We start from the raw sequence: 18,324 nt of genomic DNA, 5'->3' as shown, positions 1-18,324 counted from the left end.
GTCAGGAAAGCGCCCGGAGGGCGTTGGCGAACGCATCGTTCAGCCTGGTCTGATCATCACCCTCCCGGTGATCGATCACGGAGAAGCCCTTGGCGACGATCGCCTTGGCTTCGCTGGCCGAAAAGCCCGCATCCCGCAGGGCTCCTTCGGCGTCGCGTATGGTCAGCCCGCCCTCGGACTTTGCCGAATGGACGCGGGCCTTGGGATTGGCGGGGAACGTTACGAGCGAGATCTCGACCAGCTCCACCTCATGCAGCCGACGGCGCGGCTCGTCGGGCTTGGTGCCCAGCGTGAACTTGCGCGCGCGGTAGCCGATCGACATGCCTGAAAGCGCAGGGCGCGGCTTCATGGTGAGCAGTGCGCGCGCTTCGTTGGCGCGCAGGGTCTCGGCAAGAATGCCCTGGACCCACAGGCCCTTGTCGTCCTCTTCCATGCCGGTCCAGATGCCCAGCGGGGTAAGATCGTCCGCCGACATCGCCCAACCGCCGTGCTGCATCAGCATGGCAGGCCAGATGCCCGACTTCTTCGCCTCGGCAATCGACTTGCGAAAGGCGCCCTTCTCGATCACATCGCCATAGCTGTCGACATTGCCGAACACCGCGCCATAGCCTTCGAAGGTGCGCGCCTCCTCACCTTCATCGCCGGCGAACTTCACTTCGCACAGGCCGAACTCCGCGCGGCGCACAGCACCTGATTTGCATTCGAAGAGGGTCATTGGTCCGGGTTCTCCTCGGAAGGGGTGGCTGGTGCCTTGTTCATTGCCCCGCGGCTGAGCTCGTCCGCTATGCCGCCCCGCGGGGCGAGCTCCTCGAGTGAGCGGACCTCGTCCTGCGACATCCATGCCGGCGTCCCGCCCGCACCCAGCGCCTTGGAATAGAACTCGCCGCGATCCTTGGCTGCACCGCGCATCAGCGCGTTGGGATTGAACTTGGTGTAATATCCTGCGCGCCGCTCCGCCTCGGTCAGCAGATTGACGTCCGCCGACTGCTCGAACCGTTCATACCAAGGCATCAGCGTGTGCACGACATGCGCCAGGAACATCTGCTCTGCACTGGCATAGGTCGATGCCTTGTCCGACTGGCCCACCATGATCGGCATCACGCGCATGGCGCGGCAGATTTCTTCGATCTGCAGACGGCGCGTCTCAACGTGCTGCGCGTCCACCGCGCTCATTTGGGTGCGCTCGAACTTCGCGCCGTTATCAAGGATCAGCGGCTTTCCGGCCTTCTTGCCACCAAGCGAATACTGGTCGATCCACTTTTCGAGCTGCCCGAACTTCTCCAGGCTCAATGCATTCTGGACCGTATATGTGCCCGATATGCGCGATCCACCCTTGTGCATTTCGGCATGCGCACTCTCGGTAGCCAGAGCGAGGCCAATCGCCTCGCGAGCCAGCCTGGTGATGTCGAGCCCCAGCCACGAATTCCAGCTCGGCCCCTTCAGATGCCAGACCTCGTCGGCCGGAATTTCCCGCTCGCTGCCGCCTTCCGGCCGGTGGAAGAAGCGGATGCGCCCGTCCGGTTCGCGTTGCGCCCGCATATAGCCCGGCTCGAACGGCTCGATCGCTGCCAGCCTGCGGGCACTGCCGACGCGCATCTTTCGCAGGAAGGCGTTCCCAGCCAGAACAACATGAAATGCAGCCGTCTCCCGCATTTCAAAGCTGGTCTGCCATCCGTTCGGGCGGCGATGGATGATATCGGCCAGTGGGTGATCGCGCGCTTCCACCCGCCCGGCATCGCCGTGGTAGACTTTCCACGGAACCTGCGCGATTCCTTCGGCTATGACGCGTGTGCAGGCGAGCATCGTGGTGACCTGAAGCGCCGTACGATGGTTCACCGTCACGCCCGATCCGCTGGTTGTCCCGCCATGGAGCAGCGCTGACAACTCCGCGCTCGACATCTTGGTGTCCCAGTCGTCCTGCGGCCCCCAGAGTCCGCCGAAGATCCCGCCCTTGCGCCCCACCGCTCGCCTCACCCGCGCCGCGCCCAGGCGATTGCGCCAGCCAGCAGAATGATCCCGCCGACGATCAGCCCGGCGGGACGGGCAATGTCCCAGAATCCGGCGACAACCAGGCCAGCGCCCGCCAGTCCGATCGCATCACGTAATACCGTCACCGCGGCGTCTCCCAGAAGCTCTTCGGCGCAGCAGCCTTCGGGTTGTCCGCCGCGCCCACGCCCATGGCGATCGTAACGATTCCATCGATGCGGCCGCGTGACCGCTTCTTGTCGAAGGCCCGGTTCTTCATTCCGTCCTCCACGAGCGCGGCGTTTGCGGCACAGCTGTAAGTCACAGGCGAATTCTCGATGGTGATCGTCTGCTGCAGGATCCTGTCCTCGAGCCGCTCGATCGAACGTGGCATGCAGTATTGCCGGTCTTCGAACATCACTTTGGTGCCCTGCGCATGGGCAACAATTTTCAGGCCTTCACCTTGGGGCTTGTCCGGACCTTTGAAGCGCCAGACCGGCAGGCCGATATCGTCGCAGGCGGATTCGAAATCCGCGATTTGCGCAGTATCGAACACCAGCTCCTGCACATCATGCGCGGCAACCAGTTCAGCGACCCGTGCGGCAACAAACGTCTTGTCGATCGTGGCACCTGGTACCGCGGTCAACCATCCCTGCTCGACCCAATCCTCATACGGGGCATGGTCCGCCTTTGCCCGATCAGGCAGGCCGACTTGCGTTGTCCAATACCAGGTCTTCGCCCAGATATGCCCGGCATCGCCGCGCCATGTTGCGGTCAGGGCCGTGAGGTCGTTCTTCTTCGACAGGTCAAGCGACAGCCAGCAGGGAAGGCCCTTCAGGGCTTCCTCGTCGATCTCTTCTTGGACCGCCGCCCAGACTTCCTCGTCGATCCAGAAATCGGCGGCACCGGTCGGGATGCCGAAATACAGGCGCTTGACCGAACTCGCAGTCGACAGCCGCGTCTTGGCGGTCTGAACCTGCTCCCGGATGTTGGTGACCGGAAACGTAATACCCAGCGCGGGCATCGACTTGCCCCAGCACGCTTCGTTCTCGAACACGGTTTCCCGGTCCGCCTTGTCGACCCTCGCCACAAAGGCGAACGATGTATCGTCCCGCACCTCGCCCTTGGCCACCGCCTGTGCGGTATCCGAAAATGAGGTGCCGACATGTTGCGATGTTGCCGGGGTGTTGGTTCCCAGCACCATCATCGCGCTGCCGGCCACTTTCGCAATCGCTGCCTTCCAGATCTCGATCTGGGTATCGGTGGCGAACTCATGGATTTCGTCGGCCAGCACCATTCGCGGGCGCGGGCCGGACTGCTTTTCACCGCCCGCCAGCGGCAGGAAGAAGCTTCCCGTCTCCGGGTGTTCGATCTTGTGTGCGTTGTCCCCTTCGCCGCGGATGACAACATCACCCCGCGCTTCCAGCGATTCCCCGTCGTCATAGCCCGGGATCTGGGCTCGGCACATTGCCACAGCATCCTTGAACAGGACGAAGGCCGTGTCCTTGTTCGCCGCGATCGAATAGATCTGGCTGCGCTCGAACCCGCACCAGCCCATGGCGTAAAGGCCAAGCCCCCCCATCATGGGAGATTTTGCCTGGCCTTTGCCCGTCTCGATCCAGGCAGACCGGAAGCGCCACCGTCCCGCCTCGTTGACCCAGCCCATCAGCGACCCGACGCAGAAAGTCTGGTAAGGCAGCAGGTGGAAGGGCTTGCCGGCAGCAGGACCGTCCGTAATCGTGAACAACGCAGGAAAGAATTTCAGCGCGCGTTCCGCCAGCTCAGGCCGCCAGTGATAGCCACGCGCCGGCGCATCCTTCAGGTCGCGCAGGTGGCGCTCGGCAGCATGCCGCACCAGGTCACCTACGACAAAATCGCCGCGAACCGCCGCCTCTGCCCATTCCGTGGTCGGATCGGACGGCCCTTTGTCAGCCCTTTGGCCCGAGGAACGCGTCGGCACCCGTGCTGCGCTCCCGCTTCTGTTTCACCTTGCCCACCTTCGCGCGGTTGCCAGGCGTGATTCCCAGTTGCTTTTCAAGCCGCTCGGCAGTCTTTTCCGCCTCGCGCATCGCCTGATAGTGGATCGACAGGCGCGCAATTGCCTTGGGGTTGTCCGCTTTCGGCTCGGTCACCAGCCCGTCCGCCGCCACACATTTGGAACAGCGATCATATACGAGATAGGCCAGCACCAGGCGCTGCAGTGCGTGACCATTCGCGGGCGAGAGGATCTGCTCGCCGTCCATCTCGCCGGCAATCCGGCGCCACTGCTCGGACGCGAAGGCCTGCTCTTGCTTGTCAGCCAGCAGCCTCTTCCAGTCGGGCTCTGCGATGCCCCCGATCGTGAATGGCTTAGCCACCGATGCCTTCGCCGACCGTGCGCGGCCAGTGATAGCCGATCGGTTTGTCGTTCGGGTCGAGAATGAGGCCTCCGCGCGGCACCTGAACCGGGCGAAGCTGCCCGTCGATATCCTTCCGGATCGCGTAGTTCGTGCGCCTATACCCGCGCGCCTTCATCATCCGGATCTGCAAACGCCGCACCAGAGAGCTCATTCTGCCTCCAACTTTTTGCTTTGAAAAACGTGAAAGTGCGCACGGAGGAGGACCGTCGGTGTCCGCTCGAGGCGATCTCAGAGATCGGACCACCCCCCCTGTCTCGCCGTCACTGGCGAGCTGAAGCGTTCCACGGATGGCCCTCGTAGGTCGGTCGGCCGCTCCGATCGACGCCGCGCGCAACCGTGGCGAGGCCGAACTGTTCGGCCGTCACCTTCACGTGGCAGGGATCGCAGAGGTTCCGCGTGTTTTCGTCCACGTCGAGGCCACCCTTGGCCAGCGGTACGATGTGATCGACCACATCAGCCTTCACCGTCAGACCTCGATCGGCGCACAGCTCGCAGAGGTAGCCAGATCGCTCAAGCCGGCGCTGCCGCTGCCTTTGCCCGGCACGCCCGCGAAGGCGCTCGCCCCGTCGTGTCACCCGCGTTCCACACCGTAGGACGTCAGATCGCGCTCCAGCTCGGCCTTACGGCCAGTCAGTTCCGAAATCAGCACCGGCTTCACTCGCGCAAGCATGGCTTCGTCCTGTCGGTTGCCAGCGATCGAAACGCAGAAATCGTCGGCCTGCACACGTTCGACAGCGCGCTCGACGCCCTCAAGCGCTTCGACCGTCCGGTTGACGATCGGCAGCATGATCAGCCTCACTTGCCCGCTCCGCCACGCGTGCCGGCCTGCTGTGCCCGCTCGAGCACGAACTCTGCCGCCGGCGCGTTGATGCTGAAGCCTGCCTCGCCCAGATGCACACGGTGCGGGCCTTCGAGCGCCTTCAGGATCGCCCGCTTGTCGAGCGTAACCTTCACGCGCAGCAGGCCCTCGGCCCAGGCCTTGCCGTCGAGGCGCTCGACCATGATGTCATCGCTGCATGCCACGGCCAGCGAGGGTTTGCCCAGGCGCGCTCCGATGATGCAGCCGCCCAGTTCCATCGTCTTGCGGCCGTCAGGCAGCAGCGCATCGCCCTCCTTGCCCCACCAGATCGCAATCTTCTCGGCGACGCGGGCACGACGGTCGATAAGGTCATTGGCGGCCGTATCGCAGCGTGCATTGACCTCGGCGATACATTGCTGCCGGTTGGCTTCGATCGCGGCAATCTGCCCGTCGAGCTCGGCATAATCCTCCAGCAGCCGCGTTGCAGCCGCAAGCGTTTTGGGTTCGCGGATGGGCGACATCATCAATCCTCGTCGAGAACCAGCAGCTCGCAATCAAGCACGATGCGAGGCGGTTCAATGCGGTGTTCAATATTCGTCACCGCAGCATCGGCCACCAGCTGGCCGGGCAGCGAAAATTCGTGTTCGGGCAACAGCGCGATCATGCGCTCGGCATGGGCAACTGCCTCCGCACCATCAAAGGCATAGGTCAGACTGTGCCGCACGCCGCTGAAGGTTATGCTGGCCCACTCGCGCTGCGCGTGCATGATCATCATGCCGGCGTCGGCGCCAATCTCCTTCAACGCGCGCACCAGAGCCTCGTCCTTGCGGATCCGGCGGGCAATAGCGGGGTGAAAGGATCCGGCAGTCATACGCGGGTGTTCTCCGGCAGGCCGAAGACAAATCCGCACCGCTGGCAGGCCTGCAGCTGCTCCAGCGCCTGTTGCAGCCAGCGCCGGGTGACCGGCACCGCCTCGTCCGGATCGCCCGTGGCCGCGTCGGCCAGGGCGACCAGATCGATCCCGTGCGTAGCCATCAACGCCGGCCGTTCCGGAAAGCGGCGCGCAGCCCATCGGCAATTGCGTTCGCCTGCTCTTCGAGCTCGTCGTAGCCGCTTGGGCCGCGCACACCGCCTCGCACCCGTGCCATCAGCTGGTCCATCTCGCCCAGCTGCTCGTCGAGCAGCTGCTCAAGCGTCGGGCGCGGCGCCAGCTGGCGAAAGGTGGTTTGGCGCATGCATGCTCCGCCGATACAATGCAAAAGACCCGCTCTCCGCAGGGGAGAACGGGCCTTCCGGGGGTACCGCGTCCCAGGGTAGACGCAGCTATCGCGGGGTCGTTTCTGGCCGATTCGGTGACATTTGGGCAGGGGATGAATTGTTACCCTTGGATTTTCTCGCCCATAGCCCACCTCACGACAGTATTCCCGCATGCGCAGCGGCCAGATCCGCATCGGTCACTTCCCTGCAAACGCCGCCAATGATCCGCCCCCACTCGTCCAGTGCATCGGTCAGGTACCGCCGCGCGGTGCTGTCGCGCATGCCGTTCTGGCGCGCCACTTCCCGGCATGATCGATCCTCGACCACCATCGCCAGGACAACCGCCGGCCGGGCCAGCTGCGCACGCCAGCGACTGTAGGCCATTTCGGCCCGCACCGCGCCCAGGCGCTCGTAGAATGTGCCATCGCCGCTGCGGCTCTGGTCCACCCGCGTTTCCATGCTCATGGACCCGATCCGCACGTCCCGGCCGAGACGCTCGTAAACCATCCGGATCGAATGCGCCGCGCCCAGCTGGACGGCATCGATCGCTCCGGCATGAAACAGGCGTGCAATCGCACCCTGATGCGCCCGTGCAGCATGGGCAAGGGTCTGGGGCGTGGCCTCGCAAGGAGCGTGCGATCCGGCAGCCGTTGCCATCTTGGCGATCTGACGGTTGTGTTTGCGCAGGGCGCGCTCGGCCTTGACCCGCTCGGGATGGCGCTGGGCAAAGCCACGCTCAATGACCTGCCGCCGCTCCGAAAGGATCCTTTCAGCCGCGCCTTTTGCGCTTTTCCCGGCCGATCTGCGCTTCCCCATGAATTTCCCCCTCTGAACCTTGGGGAGAATAGTCGAGCACCCGCGCTGTCGAGAGGGGATGAATTGTTACCCTGCGCGCCACGATCCGCGCACTTTCCTCAACCGTCCAGCCCAGCTGGCGCAGCTGGCGGACCGCGTCGGCCTCGATGTCAGGAAGCGACAGGCCACGTTCGCCCGGCCGGCGCAGCAACAGACCTTCATTCGCCAGCTTGAGGACCGCGTTGCGAACCCGCTTGCGGTTGCTGCCGGTATGTGCGGCGATCTCGCCCAAGCTGGGGCTCCCGCCGCGCGTGGCGATGTAATGCCGGACAAACCCAAGGACGAGCAGCTTGAAACTGACCATCTCCGGCACGAGGCGGCGCAGCTCGTCGTCCGAGCTCTGCGCGTCGAAGCCAATGCCACCAACCATCGCGCGCCTCCCTGGCCGCAGGAGGAACATAGGGAGAATCGCTGAAAAGCGCTAGTTCCAAGCAATTTGCACTTTATGCAAAGAACTGCATCGCGGCGGAGACGCCCTCCGCCGCGATGAGCAGAATAGGACCGTGCAAGGCGTATCGGGGCGATCAAGACCGGATCAAATCTTGCTGTACCCCCTCGAGAAAGCGCCATACCCCCGCCAAAAAGGAAAGGTTCCCAACTATCCGGAGGACGCTTCGACAGCGGCACCGTCCTCGGCTAGGTCCAGCAGCCACTCCTCAAAGTGAGCCGCGAATGCCTCATCAATAGGACCAAGGTTATTCACCTCGCGCTGATCTTGACGCACCATGAAACCGTTGTGCGAGCGAGTAAAATTGACCCGCCCGTCACGGGTAAGGACGAGCCGGCAGCTCGTGACATACTTTACCCTGTCGCCTCTTACCGGGTCTGCTTTGAGGTCTTTTCGAGCGAATTCAGCGACTATTGCCGTCAGCCACCCGCTGCCGGTGGCAGAAGATTCGTGCGAAATCGTGATTTTGTAGCCGACCTGCCCGAGTTGGGCGTTGATGGCATCCAGTATCTTGGCGCAACCATCGATCCTGCGCTCGAATTCCGCGCGAAGATCAGCGATCCGCGCAGCTTCTTGCTTTGCAGCGTCAATCGCGGCCTGATGTTCTGCTTCGCGGGCATCCTGCACTTCCCGAATTTTTCCGACAATCCTGCCCAGACGATCACCTTTACTCATCAGCTCCCCCACCGCTGCGCTTGGCCGGCACGCACCATGCGCTCCGACAGATCGTGCCCGCGCTCACCCACGCGGCATCGCGCCACGATCCGGCCATAACGGTCGTTTCGTGGCACGCCCTGCGGCCGGTCTTGGGTCACATCGACCTGCCGGCAGAAAACCGGGCCCGTCAGCATGGCCTGCAGTGCCTCGCGCGCCTCAGGCCCGCCCGGTTCGTGCAGCTCGGCGGCGTCAATGCGCGCCAGGCGAACACGCCCGCCCGCCTCGGCAATGTTCGCGCAGCGCAGCGTATCCCCGTCAATCGCGAACGCTGCGGCACAGATGAAGGCGAAGCTCATTCGCTGTCTTGGTCCGGCGGATTTGGGGGCTCGTTCGAGAAACTTCGAGATGCGCGGTAGGCATCAACACGTTGGAGCAAACCCGCCACTTCCCCGCTCACGAGACCTTCGTCGACGTCGATCCCGCTCTGACCTTTGAAACGCATTTGCCAGGCGACAAAATTGTTCGGAGAGTAAGCGGCCGCCACACTCCTCAGAACGTCTTCTCCCACGTCAAAAACCACATGTTCCGTATAGGTGCATTGGCCATAGATCCCGGCGCCAGCGCAATCGACATCGGAACTGACCTGCCTTAAATCGATGACCTGCAACCCATCAGGTGATGAAACATTAGCCGTTCTGAGCCTCGGCCAGCTGGGCGCCTGACCGCGAAAAACGAAATAGACTTGGTAGCGTGGCGTGCCTGTTCGTTTTTCGACATAGGCACGCAAGAAGATATCGTTCCAGACAACCCTCAACAGGCCACGCCGCTCCTGAAATGAGCGCATTGTGTGAAAGGTTGCTTCGGCCTCAAGATCATCATCCTCCAACGTAACAAGGGCGGCGTGCTGTTCGGGAGACATCGCCACCAGTTCGCGAATTTGCCTCGGGATATCGCGCTGTGCGAACGCCGGGGAAGTCATAAACACCGTGAGCAAAGCGAGCGGTGCAGCGTGAATTATTCGCATCTGACTTCGATCTCCTCCCAGTGGCCGATACCGGAGATAGCAAACGCCACCTCCTCACGCCGGTTCAAACAGTAACCGGTGAGTTCGCCGCCTTTGCAAGACCAGTTGCCCACCATGCGCTGCGTTACCAGTCCATGCCCGTCGGTATATTCGAAGCGGATCAAATCCCCCCTTTGCCCACTGCGAAAGCGCCAGCGGTTGCGGGCCGACCCCTGCCAGCCTGGCCGAACCGGCTCCTTGCGAGAAACTGCGGCAGGCGGCGGCGTGGACACTTGGCTTCCCCCCTTCCGGCGCTTGTCGAGCAACTCAGTCCCGGCCTGCCAGACACTCCTGGCCATCTTTTGCGCACGCTCATCCTGCGCAATCTGTGCCGCAATCAGAAGGAATTTCAGCGGAACGGGCATCATTCGACCCTGTAGGCCATCTGCTTGTCATGCAGCACTCTCGTGTCCCGCTTCGCGCCCAAGTTCTCGGCAAGCTGCAGCACGGCCGCACGATCGCCAGTGTCGAGCCGGCGCAGCATCTGAACCCAGTTCCTTTCTTCTTCCGTGAACTCGCTGGCGCAGGTTTCGTCGAACATATCCCCCGTAGTCCCCAAGAGCCACGGCAGCGAGACGCCCAGTGTGGCCGCAATCTTTGGTAGCATTCTCGAATTCGTGGTTTTCCCCACGATTATCTTGCTGATTGCGCCCTGCGTAACATCAACCCGGCGGGCCAGCTCGGACTGGTCGACGCCCCTCAGCTCCATTGCCTGGGCAAGCCGCTCCGCCGTGATGCTCATGGATTAGAACATACCGCAGGAACTATTCTTTCAGGAATGGAGAGTGGGATTGACTGGATATGAGTTTGGGAATATCCAATGGCATATGGAACAGACTCCCGCCCAGTTTGATTCGCCGCAGGCCGCCTTCGCCGCCGCTGCCAAACGCATTGAAGGCGGGCAGACTGCGCTCGGCCGCCTTTGCGGGAAGACTCAGGGTGCCGTGTCCAAGCGCCTTTCGGGCGGGCAGCCCATCTGGGGTGACCTTGGTCTTGCCGTATTCGCGCAAATCGAAGCTGCCACCGGTGTCTCCCGCCACGATCTGCGGCCCGACATCTACCCGCGCGAAGAGGCGGCTGCGTCTGCAGACGTCGCCGGGCTGGAGGGAATCGCGGCATGATCCTTGGCATCGCCTTGCTTGTGGCGCCCCGCCGCTTCACGGTCTTCTGCAATCGCGCTTCGGCTTTGGTGCAGGCCTCATGACCAAGCGGCGCGCCCCTCTCTCGCCCGAGGCGGCGCTTGCCCGCATCGCCGGGCACCTGCCCAATGCGTGGGACGATATGGCCGAGGCGCTGGGCAAGTCCGCTTCCTATCTGCGCCAGTGCGGCGATCCCGACCGGCGCGAACAGCTTTCGGTGACCGATGCCATCGCGCTCGATCTCGCCTATGCCCGCGCTGGCGGGCAGGGCTACCCGCTTCGTGAAAGCTACGACGCACAGCTCCAGATTGCTGAGGCCGAGTGCTTTGGCGATCGCTTCTCGCTTCTTTGCCAGGTCGAAACGCTGATTACTGAGGCCGGGCAGGCGCACGCCGCGCTTGTCCGCCTTGTCCAGCCCGGCTCGGGCGAACAGGAGCGCCGCATCGCCGCCCGCGAACTCGCGGAAAATTTCGAGGCGCTGCGCCCGTTGCTCGCCCTGCTCGATGCAGGCGCGCCGGTTTCGCCCCGCGCGGACCTTCCGCGTGAGCGTGGCCCGCCCGGCTGATCGCATAGGTCGCCCCATCCCGTCGGGGCGACCTGACCACGGCGGGTGGCCTGTCCGAAACCATGGCCCCGCCTTCACCTGAAGGCAGCTTCCGGCCCCGGTCCCACAAAATGCGGGTTCCGGGAGCTGCCTTCCTTTTGCATATTTGGGGGGCATTCATGGTCATCCGCTCCGGAACCTATTTGCACAAGCGCCGCGTTGCCGCCGGGCTGAGCCTGGGAGAGGCCGCAGCGCGGCTCGCTGTCCTGCCCTGGGCCATTCGCCGCCCCACGCCGGCCGAACTTCGCGCGATGATGGCGCGCCTTGCGCAGGCAGAGGAGGGCGGTGAGCCTTTCACCCTCGCACAGATCCAGCTCTACTCTGCGGTCGTCCATCTCGACCCGGTGGTCTACCTGCAGCTGCTCGCACTGGAGCTCGCAGCCTCCGCCACGCCCTTGCCTCCCGGCGCTCGCCGTGGAACCGCGCGCCATCTGGTCATCCCGCGCCTGTGCCGCGGCTGCGCCTGCAGCGACCTCGCTCCCTGTGGCCAATCGGTCGGCGCGCCTGGCGAATCCACCCATTGCCGCTGGGTCGAACCCGATCTGTGCTCCACTTGCGCAGCCGCGCACATCCATCGCCCGCCCCCCTGTGGGTCGGGGCCCATCGATTCAGGCCTTCGCGCGGAGATCGTGGCATGACCCTTTCCAGCCTTACCTTCCCCGATTTCCCGCGCCAGCTGGTCCGCGCCCTGTTGATCGGCAATGCCGAGCTCGACCCGGGAAAGGCCGACATGATCGTCGATATCGCGATTCACGCCGTCGAAAGCGGCCGCCGCGCCATGCTCGAGGTGCTCGACCGGCCGGATAACTTCGCAATCTCGATCTCGGCGCTCTCGCTCGCCAACTCCATGCTCAGCCATTCGCTCGAACGGCTGCAGGACGCCCTCCACAGCTGGGCACAGAATGCCGGTGCGAAGACGTTTTCCGCCAGCGTGGAAATGGGGGGCTGACGCGATGGCAAAGCCCCCGCATCCGCTATCCGATCCCGCGCTGGATGAGCGGCCGCGCGCTCGCCCCGATCGCCGCCTGCATCTGGTGGTGTTCATAGCCTGCGGATTGTCGGGCGCCCTTGTCGGCGCATCGCTTGTCCTGATCCTTGTCGTCGGGAGGTGCTGAGAGATGGGCAGCGCAAACCCCCGCTTCCGCGCGATCGACGAAGGCGCACGCGACGGTGGCCACCACCTGCTGCGCGACGAGCGCAACCACCTTCATTCCGGCCGCTGGGATCCCGCGCGCGGCTGCTGGACCTATTCCAGCGGCGAGCAGATCAATCGGCCGATCTGCGCCTACGCCTGCCGCGGCGAAGCGGCGATGACCAGCCATGGGGAGATGGTCTGATGCCAGGCAGCAAATCGTCCAAGCCTTCGAAAGCCGTCTTCGCCTGCAACTCCATTCGCGGCCGGCGCCCGGTGCTTCAGAACTGCACGATTGCGGAGCTTGAGGTTGATCCACGCTACCAGCGATCGCTCGAAGCCAAATCGAGCCAGGCACTGATCCGCGCGATCGCGCGCGATTGGGACTGGAACCAGTGCGATCCGCTGGCCGTTGGCCGCAGGGAAGTTGACGGCCGGGAACGCTTCTTCGTCGTTGACGGGCAACACCGCCTTGCCGCTGCCCGCCTGCGCCGGGACATCTACGATCTGCCATGCGTGGTCAGCGCCTGCGACGATCTGGCGGAAGAAGTGGCCAGCTTTGTGGGCCGCAACCGCAGGCGCAGGCCGCTTTCCAAGCTGGACCTGCTGCGCGCCGGAATTGCCGGGCAGGATGAAAAGTCTGTGGCCCTGATGCAGATGCTTGCTGCCGCAGGCCTTCAGCTCGCGCCGCACACCAATTTCAACAGCTGGAAGCCAGGGGTAATAGCCAATGTCTCGGGCATTGAACGCGCACGGCGCGAACATGGCGACATCGTGACCTCTCAGGCGCTCAGGGTGCTGGCTGTCTCTTTTGAAGGACAGGTGCTGCGTTATGCCGGCACGATCTTTCCCGGCATCGCGGCTGCGCTCGCCGCACCGCCCGAAGGCGCAGATGATGAACTGCTGATCATGCTGCTTTCGGCCGAGGAGCAGTCCGTCTGGGCCCGCGATATCGGCAGCTGCGCGGCAAGTGCGGGCATTCATCTGCGCCGCGCCGCCGAAATCGTCATCAGCAAAGCGTTCGAGGAAGCCGCCGCTGAAATGCTCGAGGAGGCCGCCTGATGCCCGACCCTGTGCCCCCTTCCGCGCCACCCTGCCGAACGCCCCATGCAGCGCCCAAGGGTGTGCCCCGAATGACTGTCCTGGGCGATGCCGCGGTCTTCCTGCTCATCGCATTTGCGGGCGCTGCAGGAGGGGCAGCCTTCTTTGTTCTCACCCTGTTGTTTGGAGACTGATCATGGCCGAAGCCACCGACGACCGCCTGCGCCTGCTGATCGAACGGATCGAGCGGCTCGAGGAAGAAAAGAAGGGCATCGCTGACGATATCCGCGACGTTTACGCCGAAGGGAAAGCGGTGGGCTACGATCCCAAGATCATGCGTCAGGTGGTCAAGCTTCGCAAAATGAAGCCTGATGAACGCAACGAGATGGAACTGGTGCTCGAAACCTATCGCGCCGCGCTGGGGATCGGGTGATGGGCAGGCTTCCCCCTGATCCCAGTGCCGCTGCAGTCCGGCTGCCGGCAGCGAACCCGCGCGGCGCGCCTGTCGCCTTGGCCGGCGCGGCCGATCCCGTCATCGATCTGCTGCGCCGCTGCGGTGTGCTGGTCGACCCGACCGATCCCGACGGCGTGCGGATCTCCGCGCGACTGTTTGAGGAGGCTGCCTGATGCGCCCGATCCTCTCGCTTCTCTCGCCGCGCCTTCGTCGTCGGCGGCGCAAGTCCGCGATCCAGCCCATGTCCGAGCAGGGGCGGTTCGAGCTCGAAACCATGCGCCGGCACCGCGAAGCGCGCGCCGGCGCCGATCACCGCGCACTCGAGGAACCGGGCTCATGATTGCCTGCACCTGCCCTTGCTGCATGGCCGAGGAAATTGAGGAGCTGCGCCGCCAGCCCGGCTTCCCCGAAATCGTCCGCCCGGTCCCGGTGCAGCTGCGCCTCCCGGGAATGCCGCTTGCAGAGGTGTCCGCCTGATGGCCGAGCCGCGCCGCATCCCGGACGAGGACGCCCTCTGGTTCGTCGATGACATGGAGAAGGGCCTGATCAATCTCCGCCCGCATCTGCGCGAGGGGCTGCGGCGCTATCTGGTCGATCGTATCCGGCCCGGCGCATTTCTGCAGGCCGTCATCCGTAACGATCTCGCCCAGGCGGTGTTGCGCGCCGATGAAAACAGTCTGCCTGCCATCCGCGACATCATCCTGTTCCTTTGCACTGCCGCGCCTGGCCCCAGCCACGGATCGCCTCGCTCGCTGGAGGAATGGATTGCGGGCGGCACCGGCGAGGGGGAGATCGATTGATGGGCTGCGAACGCGTCACGATGCCGGGCGGCGGCTACGCCATCGTCTGCGGAACGCACCGCAATCGCGAGCGATGCAGCTGCGGCAGGCCCGCCACGCTGCTGTGCGACTGGCGGCTGACAGGGCCAGACGGGCGCCGTTCCGGCACCTGCGACACGCCGATCTGCGCCAGCTGCACCACCTCGCCCGAGCCGGGAAAGGATCTGTGCCGCCCACACGCACGCGAATTCGAAATCTGGCGCTCCCGCCGCGCGAAATCGCGGAGAGTGGAGCAGTGACCGTGCTGGGAACGATCGAGGTGCCCGAATGCCCTCGTAACGGCCCGCCTCCGCGTGCCCGGCGCATCCTGCCGCTTTCGCTGAGTGCCGAGGCCGCCTATAATTTCGCCGAGGATCGGCTCCATTCCATCCTGCGCCCCGCCAATGGCGTCTACGCCGATCTGGCGGAGCAGGATCTGCTGTGGATCCGCGAACCCTTCCGCCTTCCCCGGCGTTTCGACCATCTTTCTCCCACCGCGGCTGAGCGGATGGGGGCCGTGCCCGCATTCGTGGCCGATCTCGATCCGCGTGGGCAGTACTCCGCCACGCTCGGCCGCAAATGGCCCGCCCGCAATTTGCTGCGCTGCTGGCACCGGCAACACGCCATCGTGATGGGCGTAAAGCGGGTGCGGCTGCAGGATCTGACTGAGGAGGAGGCGCGCGGCGAGGGCTTCGTCACGCGCGGCGCCTGGGCGGCCACCTGGGACAAACAGCGAAAGTCCTTCGGCTACCGCGATCTGTGGAAGTCCAATCCGGTTGTGCTGCGCATCTGGCTGCTGCCGCAATGGTCGCCGATCGGAAAGGAAAGCTGATGGCGATCAAGGTCACCGAACACGCGATCACCCGCTACCGCGAAAGGGTTGCCCGCCTGCCCGAGGCGCAGATCCTGCTGCTCCTGCGCGGCCGTGCTTTCGAGGCGGCTGACCGGTTCGGTGCCCCCTTCGTCCGCCTGCCCGGTGGCCAGCGCGCGGTGCTGCGCGACCATACCATCGTCACAATCCTGCCCGCCGATTGCCCGGCCGGCCACCTCGACCCTGCAAAGGACCGCCGATGAACACCCGCTCTCCCGTGCTGCGCAGCGCGCACGCCCAGACCGACCGGCCCCCGCCACCCTGTCTCGAGGATCGCCTTGGGATGTGGGCCATGGCGGTGCTGCCCCCGCTCGCAATCGGCTGCATCTTCGTGTTCTTCAACGCGGGAACAGCGGGATGAGCGCGCCGCCGCAGATCGAATTCGCCTACCCCGTCGCATGGCCGGCAGGCCGGCCGCGCACCCCCAGCTATCGCCGCAAGCAGGCAATGTGGCGCGAGGGCGGCTCGCGCATCAACTGGGACATTGCGCTGCGCCGCCTGCGCGAACAGGTCGCACTTGTTACACGCAACAGCCAGGACTGGCGGATCCTCGAGCAGACGCTCTCGACCAATTTTGAGCTGCGCGTGGACGGCCGCCCCCGGCGCGATCGCGGCGCGCCGGCCGATCCGGGGGTTGCGTTCTTCTTCGAGCTCGACGGACAGCCGCACGTCCTCGCCTGCGATCTGTGGGATACCGTGCCCGACAATATCGCCGCGATCGCCGCGCATATCGAGGCGCTGCGCGGGCAGGAACGCTGGGGCGTCTCCGACATGAAACAGGCCTTTGCCGGCCACGTCGCGCTGCCCGCCCCCGAACAATGGCACCAAGTGCTGGGCGTGCCGGCGCATGCCTCGCCCGAGGATATCGACCGCGCCTGGCGCGAGAAGATGCAGGCCGCCCACCCCGATCGCCCCGGTGGCAGTGAGGCGGCCGCACAACGGCTCAACTGGGCGCGAACGGAGGGCAAACGCCAATGGACTTCACGATGACAGGCTTTGACGTCTTCCTGCTGGGTATCCTCCTGGGCGCAGGGTGGACCGTGGGCCGATTGCTGGGCCTGCTCCTTTTCCACATCGCCATCGCAGCCCTGTCGCGCCTCAACCAGAAGGTGGGCAGCGCGATCGAGGCGCGCGCTTCAGGGAAGAGCCATGGCTGACAACACCAAGATCGAATGGACCGACGCCACCTGGACGCCGGTGAAGGGCTGCACCCGGATCAGCGAGGGGTGCCGCAACTGCTATGCGGAAGTGATGGCCGCGCGCTTCAGCCAGCCCGGCCAGTGGGGCCACGGCCTGGCGAAGACGGTGCAGACGCCGCAGGGCCGCGACCCCCGCTGGACCGGCAAGGTCCGCTTTGACGATGCCGAACTGCTGAAGCCGCTGCGCTGGAAGAAACCGCGCCGCGTGTTCGTCTGCTCCACCGCCGACCTGTTCCACGAAAGCGTGCCCGACGAATGGATCGACCGCGTGTTCGCGGTGATGGCGCTGTGCCCGCAGCACACCTTTCAGGTGCTGACCAAACGCAGCAGCAGGATGCGGGAGTATTTTGCCGGCGATCAGCTTATGGAGCGGATCGACTGCGAAATGGATTGCCTGATCGCGGAGCGCGTCGATCCGCTCGAACGGCGCAGCGACGATCTGCGGGCAACCGCCCCCATCATCGAGGAAGTCTGGCCCCTCCCCAATGTCTGGCTGGGCGTGTCGGTGGAGGATCAGGCCGCCGCCGACAGCCGCATCCCCGATCTGCTCGCCGCCCCCGCCGCCATCCGCTTCATCAGCGCCGAACCCCTGCTGGGGCCGGTGGATTTGCGGCACGTCGCACTCAGCCCTGCGGATATCGTTGATTCTCTTACGTGTGATTGCTTTCACGTCGAACGCGGGATCGGCATTCCCGCCGGGGAGATTGGCTGGACCCCAGAAAAGGGATGCACACGCATCGACTGGGTAATCGCAGGCGGCGAGAGCGGCCCCGGCGCGCGCCCGATGCACCCGGACTGGGCACGCTCCCTGCGCGACCAGTGCGCGGCGGCAGGCGTGCCGTTCTTCTTCAAGCAGTGGGGGGAGTGGTTTCCGTGTGAGTTGCTGCCCGATCAAGGCGACGAAACACCTTGGCGCACAATGCCATCAGGGCCGCCCGCATGGGCGCTTTCCGAGTATGGCCACGCGCGCGAAGAGCTTGAACACGTCACTTTCAGCAAGGTCGGCAAAAAGCGCGCCGGTCGCCTCCTCGACGGCCAGCTGCACGACGCCTTCCCGGAGGTGCAGCCATGATCGTCGTCAAGGTTGAACTGCATTCCGCGATTACCGGCCAGGTGACCGAGATCGGGCGCATGATGATCAACAATGTCGGCGGTAGCGCCAGTTCGGGCGACTATCAGGCGCGCACATATCGTGGTCGCTCCGCCGAAACTCTGGCGCGGGCGATGAAGCGCAACGAAGTGACGCGCAAGGGAAAGATCGAAGGCCACGCCCGCCTGCGGCTGCACGTCTGGCATCTGATCGCCAAGGCGCTGGCCTCGATGGGATACGGACAATGACCGAACGTCTCCTCCGCCGCAGCGAAGTGGAAAAGCGCATCGGCCTTCGCCGATCAGCGATCTACGAACGAATCAGCAAGGGCACGTTCCCCGAGCCGGTCCGCTTTCGCGACACCCGTGCCGTCCGCTGGCGCGCCTCCGAAATCGAAAAGTGGTTGGCTGACCAGACGGTCAGCTGACCCCCTTTTTTGCCATCGCCGGGGGCACTGGCGGGGGCATCCCAGAACAAGCAGGAAAAATGAGGGTGAGTTTACAGATGCCTATCAAAACAATTCACACCCGCCC

39 protein-coding genes are annotated in these 18,324 nt (G+C 64.6%); 20 read left to right on the top strand and 19 right to left on the bottom strand.

What is annotated here, in order from left to right; genetic code table 11:
* Position 1: 1 nt before the first annotated feature.
* The 19 genes from WFP44_RS08840 to WFP44_RS08750 all read right to left on the bottom strand — a co-directional run bounded on the left by WFP44_RS08840 (position 2) and on the right by WFP44_RS08750 (position 10,185).
* Complete coding sequence (locus tag WFP44_RS08840; protein WP_336926149.1) at positions 2–715, bottom strand: HK97 family phage prohead protease; 714 nt, start codon at positions 713–715, stop codon at positions 2–4.
* Positions 712–1,974 (bottom strand): phage portal protein, encoded by a 1,263-nt coding sequence (locus tag WFP44_RS08835; RefSeq protein WP_336926147.1) that lies wholly within the window; start codon positions 1,972–1,974, stop codon positions 712–714. The genes WFP44_RS08840 and WFP44_RS08835 overlap by 4 nt, the downstream gene beginning before the upstream one ends.
* The gene (locus WFP44_RS08830) at positions 1,971–2,114 is read right to left on the bottom strand and encodes a hypothetical protein (protein WP_336926145.1); all 144 of its coding nucleotides are present in this window, start codon (positions 2,112–2,114) and stop codon (positions 1,971–1,973) included. Before WFP44_RS08830 ends, WFP44_RS08835 begins: the two co-directional genes overlap by 4 nt.
* A complete protein-coding gene (locus WFP44_RS08825; protein WP_336926143.1) occupies positions 2,111–3,925 on the bottom strand; it encodes a terminase large subunit in 1,815 nt (604 codons plus the stop codon). The genes WFP44_RS08830 and WFP44_RS08825 overlap by 4 nt, the downstream gene beginning before the upstream one ends.
* Positions 3,894–4,322, bottom strand: a complete 429-nt coding sequence (locus WFP44_RS08820; RefSeq protein ID WP_336926141.1) for a P27 family phage terminase small subunit — start codon at positions 4,320–4,322, stop codon at positions 3,894–3,896. Before WFP44_RS08820 ends, WFP44_RS08825 begins: the two co-directional genes overlap by 32 nt.
* Complete coding sequence (locus WFP44_RS08815) at positions 4,315–4,515, bottom strand: hypothetical protein (RefSeq protein ID WP_336926139.1); 201 nt, start codon at positions 4,513–4,515, stop codon at positions 4,315–4,317. Before WFP44_RS08815 ends, WFP44_RS08820 begins: the two co-directional genes overlap by 8 nt.
* A 109-nt stretch (positions 4,516–4,624) precedes the next feature.
* Positions 4,625–4,939 (bottom strand): HNH endonuclease, encoded by a 315-nt coding sequence (locus WFP44_RS08810; protein ID WP_336926137.1) that lies wholly within the window; start codon positions 4,937–4,939, stop codon positions 4,625–4,627.
* On the bottom strand, positions 4,936–5,163 hold the full coding sequence (locus WFP44_RS08805) for a hypothetical protein (RefSeq protein ID WP_336926135.1): 228 nt from the start codon (positions 5,161–5,163) through the stop codon (positions 4,936–4,938). The genes WFP44_RS08810 and WFP44_RS08805 overlap by 4 nt, the downstream gene beginning before the upstream one ends.
* A complete protein-coding gene (locus tag WFP44_RS08800) occupies positions 5,160–5,687 on the bottom strand; it encodes a host-nuclease inhibitor Gam family protein (protein ID WP_336926134.1) in 528 nt (175 codons plus the stop codon). The genes WFP44_RS08805 and WFP44_RS08800 overlap by 4 nt, the downstream gene beginning before the upstream one ends.
* Positions 5,687–6,034, bottom strand: a complete 348-nt coding sequence (locus tag WFP44_RS08795) for a hypothetical protein (protein ID WP_336926133.1) — start codon at positions 6,032–6,034, stop codon at positions 5,687–5,689. The genes WFP44_RS08800 and WFP44_RS08795 overlap by 1 nt, the downstream gene beginning before the upstream one ends.
* On the bottom strand, positions 6,031–6,198 hold the full coding sequence (locus WFP44_RS08790; RefSeq protein ID WP_336926132.1) for a hypothetical protein: 168 nt from the start codon (positions 6,196–6,198) through the stop codon (positions 6,031–6,033). The genes WFP44_RS08795 and WFP44_RS08790 overlap by 4 nt, the downstream gene beginning before the upstream one ends.
* Positions 6,198–6,398: a hypothetical protein gene (locus tag WFP44_RS08785; RefSeq protein WP_336926131.1), complete on the bottom strand. Its 201-nt coding sequence runs from the start codon at positions 6,396–6,398 to the stop codon at positions 6,198–6,200. Before WFP44_RS08785 ends, WFP44_RS08790 begins: the two co-directional genes overlap by 1 nt.
* Positions 6,399–6,573: 175 nt before the next feature.
* The gene (locus tag WFP44_RS08780; protein ID WP_336926130.1) at positions 6,574–7,236 is read right to left on the bottom strand and encodes a hypothetical protein; all 663 of its coding nucleotides are present in this window, start codon (positions 7,234–7,236) and stop codon (positions 6,574–6,576) included.
* Complete coding sequence (locus WFP44_RS08775) at positions 7,190–7,645, bottom strand: LexA family transcriptional regulator (RefSeq protein ID WP_336926129.1); 456 nt, start codon at positions 7,643–7,645, stop codon at positions 7,190–7,192. The genes WFP44_RS08780 and WFP44_RS08775 overlap by 47 nt, the downstream gene beginning before the upstream one ends.
* A 228-nt stretch (positions 7,646–7,873) precedes the next feature.
* Entirely contained in the window at positions 7,874–8,398 is a 525-nt protein-coding gene (locus WFP44_RS08770; RefSeq protein ID WP_336926128.1) for a hypothetical protein, read from the bottom strand.
* On the bottom strand, positions 8,398–8,736 hold the full coding sequence (locus WFP44_RS08765; protein ID WP_336926126.1) for a thermonuclease family protein: 339 nt from the start codon (positions 8,734–8,736) through the stop codon (positions 8,398–8,400). Before WFP44_RS08765 ends, WFP44_RS08770 begins: the two co-directional genes overlap by 1 nt.
* Positions 8,733–9,404, bottom strand: coding sequence for a hypothetical protein (locus WFP44_RS08760; RefSeq protein ID WP_336926124.1), 672 nt, complete (start codon positions 9,402–9,404; stop codon positions 8,733–8,735). The genes WFP44_RS08765 and WFP44_RS08760 overlap by 4 nt, the downstream gene beginning before the upstream one ends.
* Positions 9,395–9,811: a hypothetical protein gene (locus WFP44_RS08755; protein ID WP_336926123.1), complete on the bottom strand. Its 417-nt coding sequence runs from the start codon at positions 9,809–9,811 to the stop codon at positions 9,395–9,397. Before WFP44_RS08755 ends, WFP44_RS08760 begins: the two co-directional genes overlap by 10 nt.
* On the bottom strand, positions 9,808–10,185 hold the full coding sequence (locus tag WFP44_RS08750; RefSeq protein WP_336926122.1) for a helix-turn-helix domain-containing protein: 378 nt from the start codon (positions 10,183–10,185) through the stop codon (positions 9,808–9,810). The genes WFP44_RS08755 and WFP44_RS08750 overlap by 4 nt, the downstream gene beginning before the upstream one ends.
* Before the next feature lie 85 nt (positions 10,186–10,270).
* On the opposite strand from WFP44_RS08750, the gene WFP44_RS08745 reads away from it, so the two are divergent.
* From WFP44_RS08745 to WFP44_RS08650, 20 genes are all read left to right on the top strand, one after another.
* Positions 10,271–10,564: a transcriptional regulator gene (locus WFP44_RS08745; RefSeq protein WP_336926120.1), complete on the top strand. Its 294-nt coding sequence runs from the start codon at positions 10,271–10,273 to the stop codon at positions 10,562–10,564.
* 79 nt (positions 10,565–10,643) lie between these two features.
* The gene (locus WFP44_RS08740) at positions 10,644–11,147 is read left to right on the top strand and encodes a hypothetical protein (RefSeq protein WP_336926118.1); all 504 of its coding nucleotides are present in this window, start codon (positions 10,644–10,646) and stop codon (positions 11,145–11,147) included.
* A 158-nt stretch (positions 11,148–11,305) separates the two neighbouring features.
* On the top strand, positions 11,306–11,824 hold the full coding sequence (locus tag WFP44_RS08735) for a hypothetical protein (protein WP_336926117.1): 519 nt from the start codon (positions 11,306–11,308) through the stop codon (positions 11,822–11,824).
* The gene (locus WFP44_RS08730; protein WP_336926116.1) at positions 11,821–12,135 is read left to right on the top strand and encodes a hypothetical protein; all 315 of its coding nucleotides are present in this window, start codon (positions 11,821–11,823) and stop codon (positions 12,133–12,135) included. The genes WFP44_RS08735 and WFP44_RS08730 overlap by 4 nt, the downstream gene beginning before the upstream one ends.
* Positions 12,136–12,139: 4 nt before the next feature.
* On the top strand, positions 12,140–12,301 hold the full coding sequence (locus WFP44_RS08725; protein ID WP_336926115.1) for a hypothetical protein: 162 nt from the start codon (positions 12,140–12,142) through the stop codon (positions 12,299–12,301).
* A 3-nt stretch (positions 12,302–12,304) separates the two neighbouring features.
* Positions 12,305–12,523 (top strand): hypothetical protein, encoded by a 219-nt coding sequence (locus WFP44_RS08720; RefSeq protein WP_336926113.1) that lies wholly within the window; start codon positions 12,305–12,307, stop codon positions 12,521–12,523.
* Entirely contained in the window at positions 12,523–13,380 is an 858-nt protein-coding gene (locus WFP44_RS08715) for a DUF6551 family protein (RefSeq protein ID WP_336926111.1), read from the top strand. The genes WFP44_RS08720 and WFP44_RS08715 overlap by 1 nt, the downstream gene beginning before the upstream one ends.
* A gap of 175 nt (positions 13,381–13,555) precedes the next feature.
* Complete coding sequence (locus WFP44_RS08710) at positions 13,556–13,792, top strand: DUF2312 domain-containing protein (protein WP_336926109.1); 237 nt, start codon at positions 13,556–13,558, stop codon at positions 13,790–13,792.
* On the top strand, positions 13,792–13,986 hold the full coding sequence (locus tag WFP44_RS08705; protein ID WP_336926108.1) for a hypothetical protein: 195 nt from the start codon (positions 13,792–13,794) through the stop codon (positions 13,984–13,986). The genes WFP44_RS08710 and WFP44_RS08705 overlap by 1 nt, the downstream gene beginning before the upstream one ends.
* Positions 13,986–14,153, top strand: coding sequence for a hypothetical protein (locus tag WFP44_RS08700; RefSeq protein ID WP_336926107.1), 168 nt, complete (start codon positions 13,986–13,988; stop codon positions 14,151–14,153). The genes WFP44_RS08705 and WFP44_RS08700 overlap by 1 nt, the downstream gene beginning before the upstream one ends.
* Before the next feature lie 136 nt (positions 14,154–14,289).
* Positions 14,290–14,613 carry a hypothetical protein gene (locus tag WFP44_RS08695; protein WP_336926106.1) on the top strand — a complete coding sequence of 108 codons (324 nt, stop codon included), beginning with the start codon at positions 14,290–14,292 and terminating at the stop codon, positions 14,611–14,613.
* Entirely contained in the window at positions 14,613–14,891 is a 279-nt protein-coding gene (locus WFP44_RS08690; protein ID WP_336926105.1) for a hypothetical protein, read from the top strand. The genes WFP44_RS08695 and WFP44_RS08690 overlap by 1 nt, the downstream gene beginning before the upstream one ends.
* Positions 14,888–15,463 (top strand): hypothetical protein, encoded by a 576-nt coding sequence (locus tag WFP44_RS08685; protein ID WP_336926104.1) that lies wholly within the window; start codon positions 14,888–14,890, stop codon positions 15,461–15,463. Before WFP44_RS08690 ends, WFP44_RS08685 begins: the two co-directional genes overlap by 4 nt.
* Positions 15,463–15,705 carry a hypothetical protein gene (locus tag WFP44_RS08680; RefSeq protein ID WP_336926103.1) on the top strand — a complete coding sequence of 81 codons (243 nt, stop codon included), beginning with the start codon at positions 15,463–15,465 and terminating at the stop codon, positions 15,703–15,705. The genes WFP44_RS08685 and WFP44_RS08680 overlap by 1 nt, the downstream gene beginning before the upstream one ends.
* The gene (locus tag WFP44_RS08675; protein ID WP_336926102.1) at positions 15,702–15,863 is read left to right on the top strand and encodes a hypothetical protein; all 162 of its coding nucleotides are present in this window, start codon (positions 15,702–15,704) and stop codon (positions 15,861–15,863) included. The genes WFP44_RS08680 and WFP44_RS08675 overlap by 4 nt, the downstream gene beginning before the upstream one ends.
* Complete coding sequence (locus WFP44_RS08670) at positions 15,860–16,492, top strand: J domain-containing protein (protein WP_336926100.1); 633 nt, start codon at positions 15,860–15,862, stop codon at positions 16,490–16,492. Before WFP44_RS08675 ends, WFP44_RS08670 begins: the two co-directional genes overlap by 4 nt.
* Complete coding sequence (locus WFP44_RS08665; protein ID WP_336926099.1) at positions 16,489–16,659, top strand: hypothetical protein; 171 nt, start codon at positions 16,489–16,491, stop codon at positions 16,657–16,659. The genes WFP44_RS08670 and WFP44_RS08665 overlap by 4 nt, the downstream gene beginning before the upstream one ends.
* Positions 16,652–17,773 carry a DUF5131 family protein gene (locus WFP44_RS08660; protein ID WP_336926098.1) on the top strand — a complete coding sequence of 374 codons (1,122 nt, stop codon included), beginning with the start codon at positions 16,652–16,654 and terminating at the stop codon, positions 17,771–17,773. The genes WFP44_RS08665 and WFP44_RS08660 overlap by 8 nt, the downstream gene beginning before the upstream one ends.
* Complete coding sequence (locus tag WFP44_RS08655) at positions 17,770–18,039, top strand: hypothetical protein (RefSeq protein WP_336926096.1); 270 nt, start codon at positions 17,770–17,772, stop codon at positions 18,037–18,039. The genes WFP44_RS08660 and WFP44_RS08655 overlap by 4 nt, the downstream gene beginning before the upstream one ends.
* Entirely contained in the window at positions 18,036–18,218 is a 183-nt protein-coding gene (locus WFP44_RS08650; protein WP_336926095.1) for a helix-turn-helix transcriptional regulator, read from the top strand. Before WFP44_RS08655 ends, WFP44_RS08650 begins: the two co-directional genes overlap by 4 nt.
* Positions 18,219–18,324: the final 106 nt, after the last annotated feature.

It is taken from the genome of Alteraurantiacibacter palmitatis (assembly GCF_037154115.1).
Classification (GTDB): Bacteria; Pseudomonadota; Alphaproteobacteria; order Sphingomonadales; family Sphingomonadaceae; genus Alteraurantiacibacter; species Alteraurantiacibacter palmitatis.
Note: the sequence above shows the minus strand (reverse complement) of the source record. Positions and strands in the feature narration are given on the sequence as shown.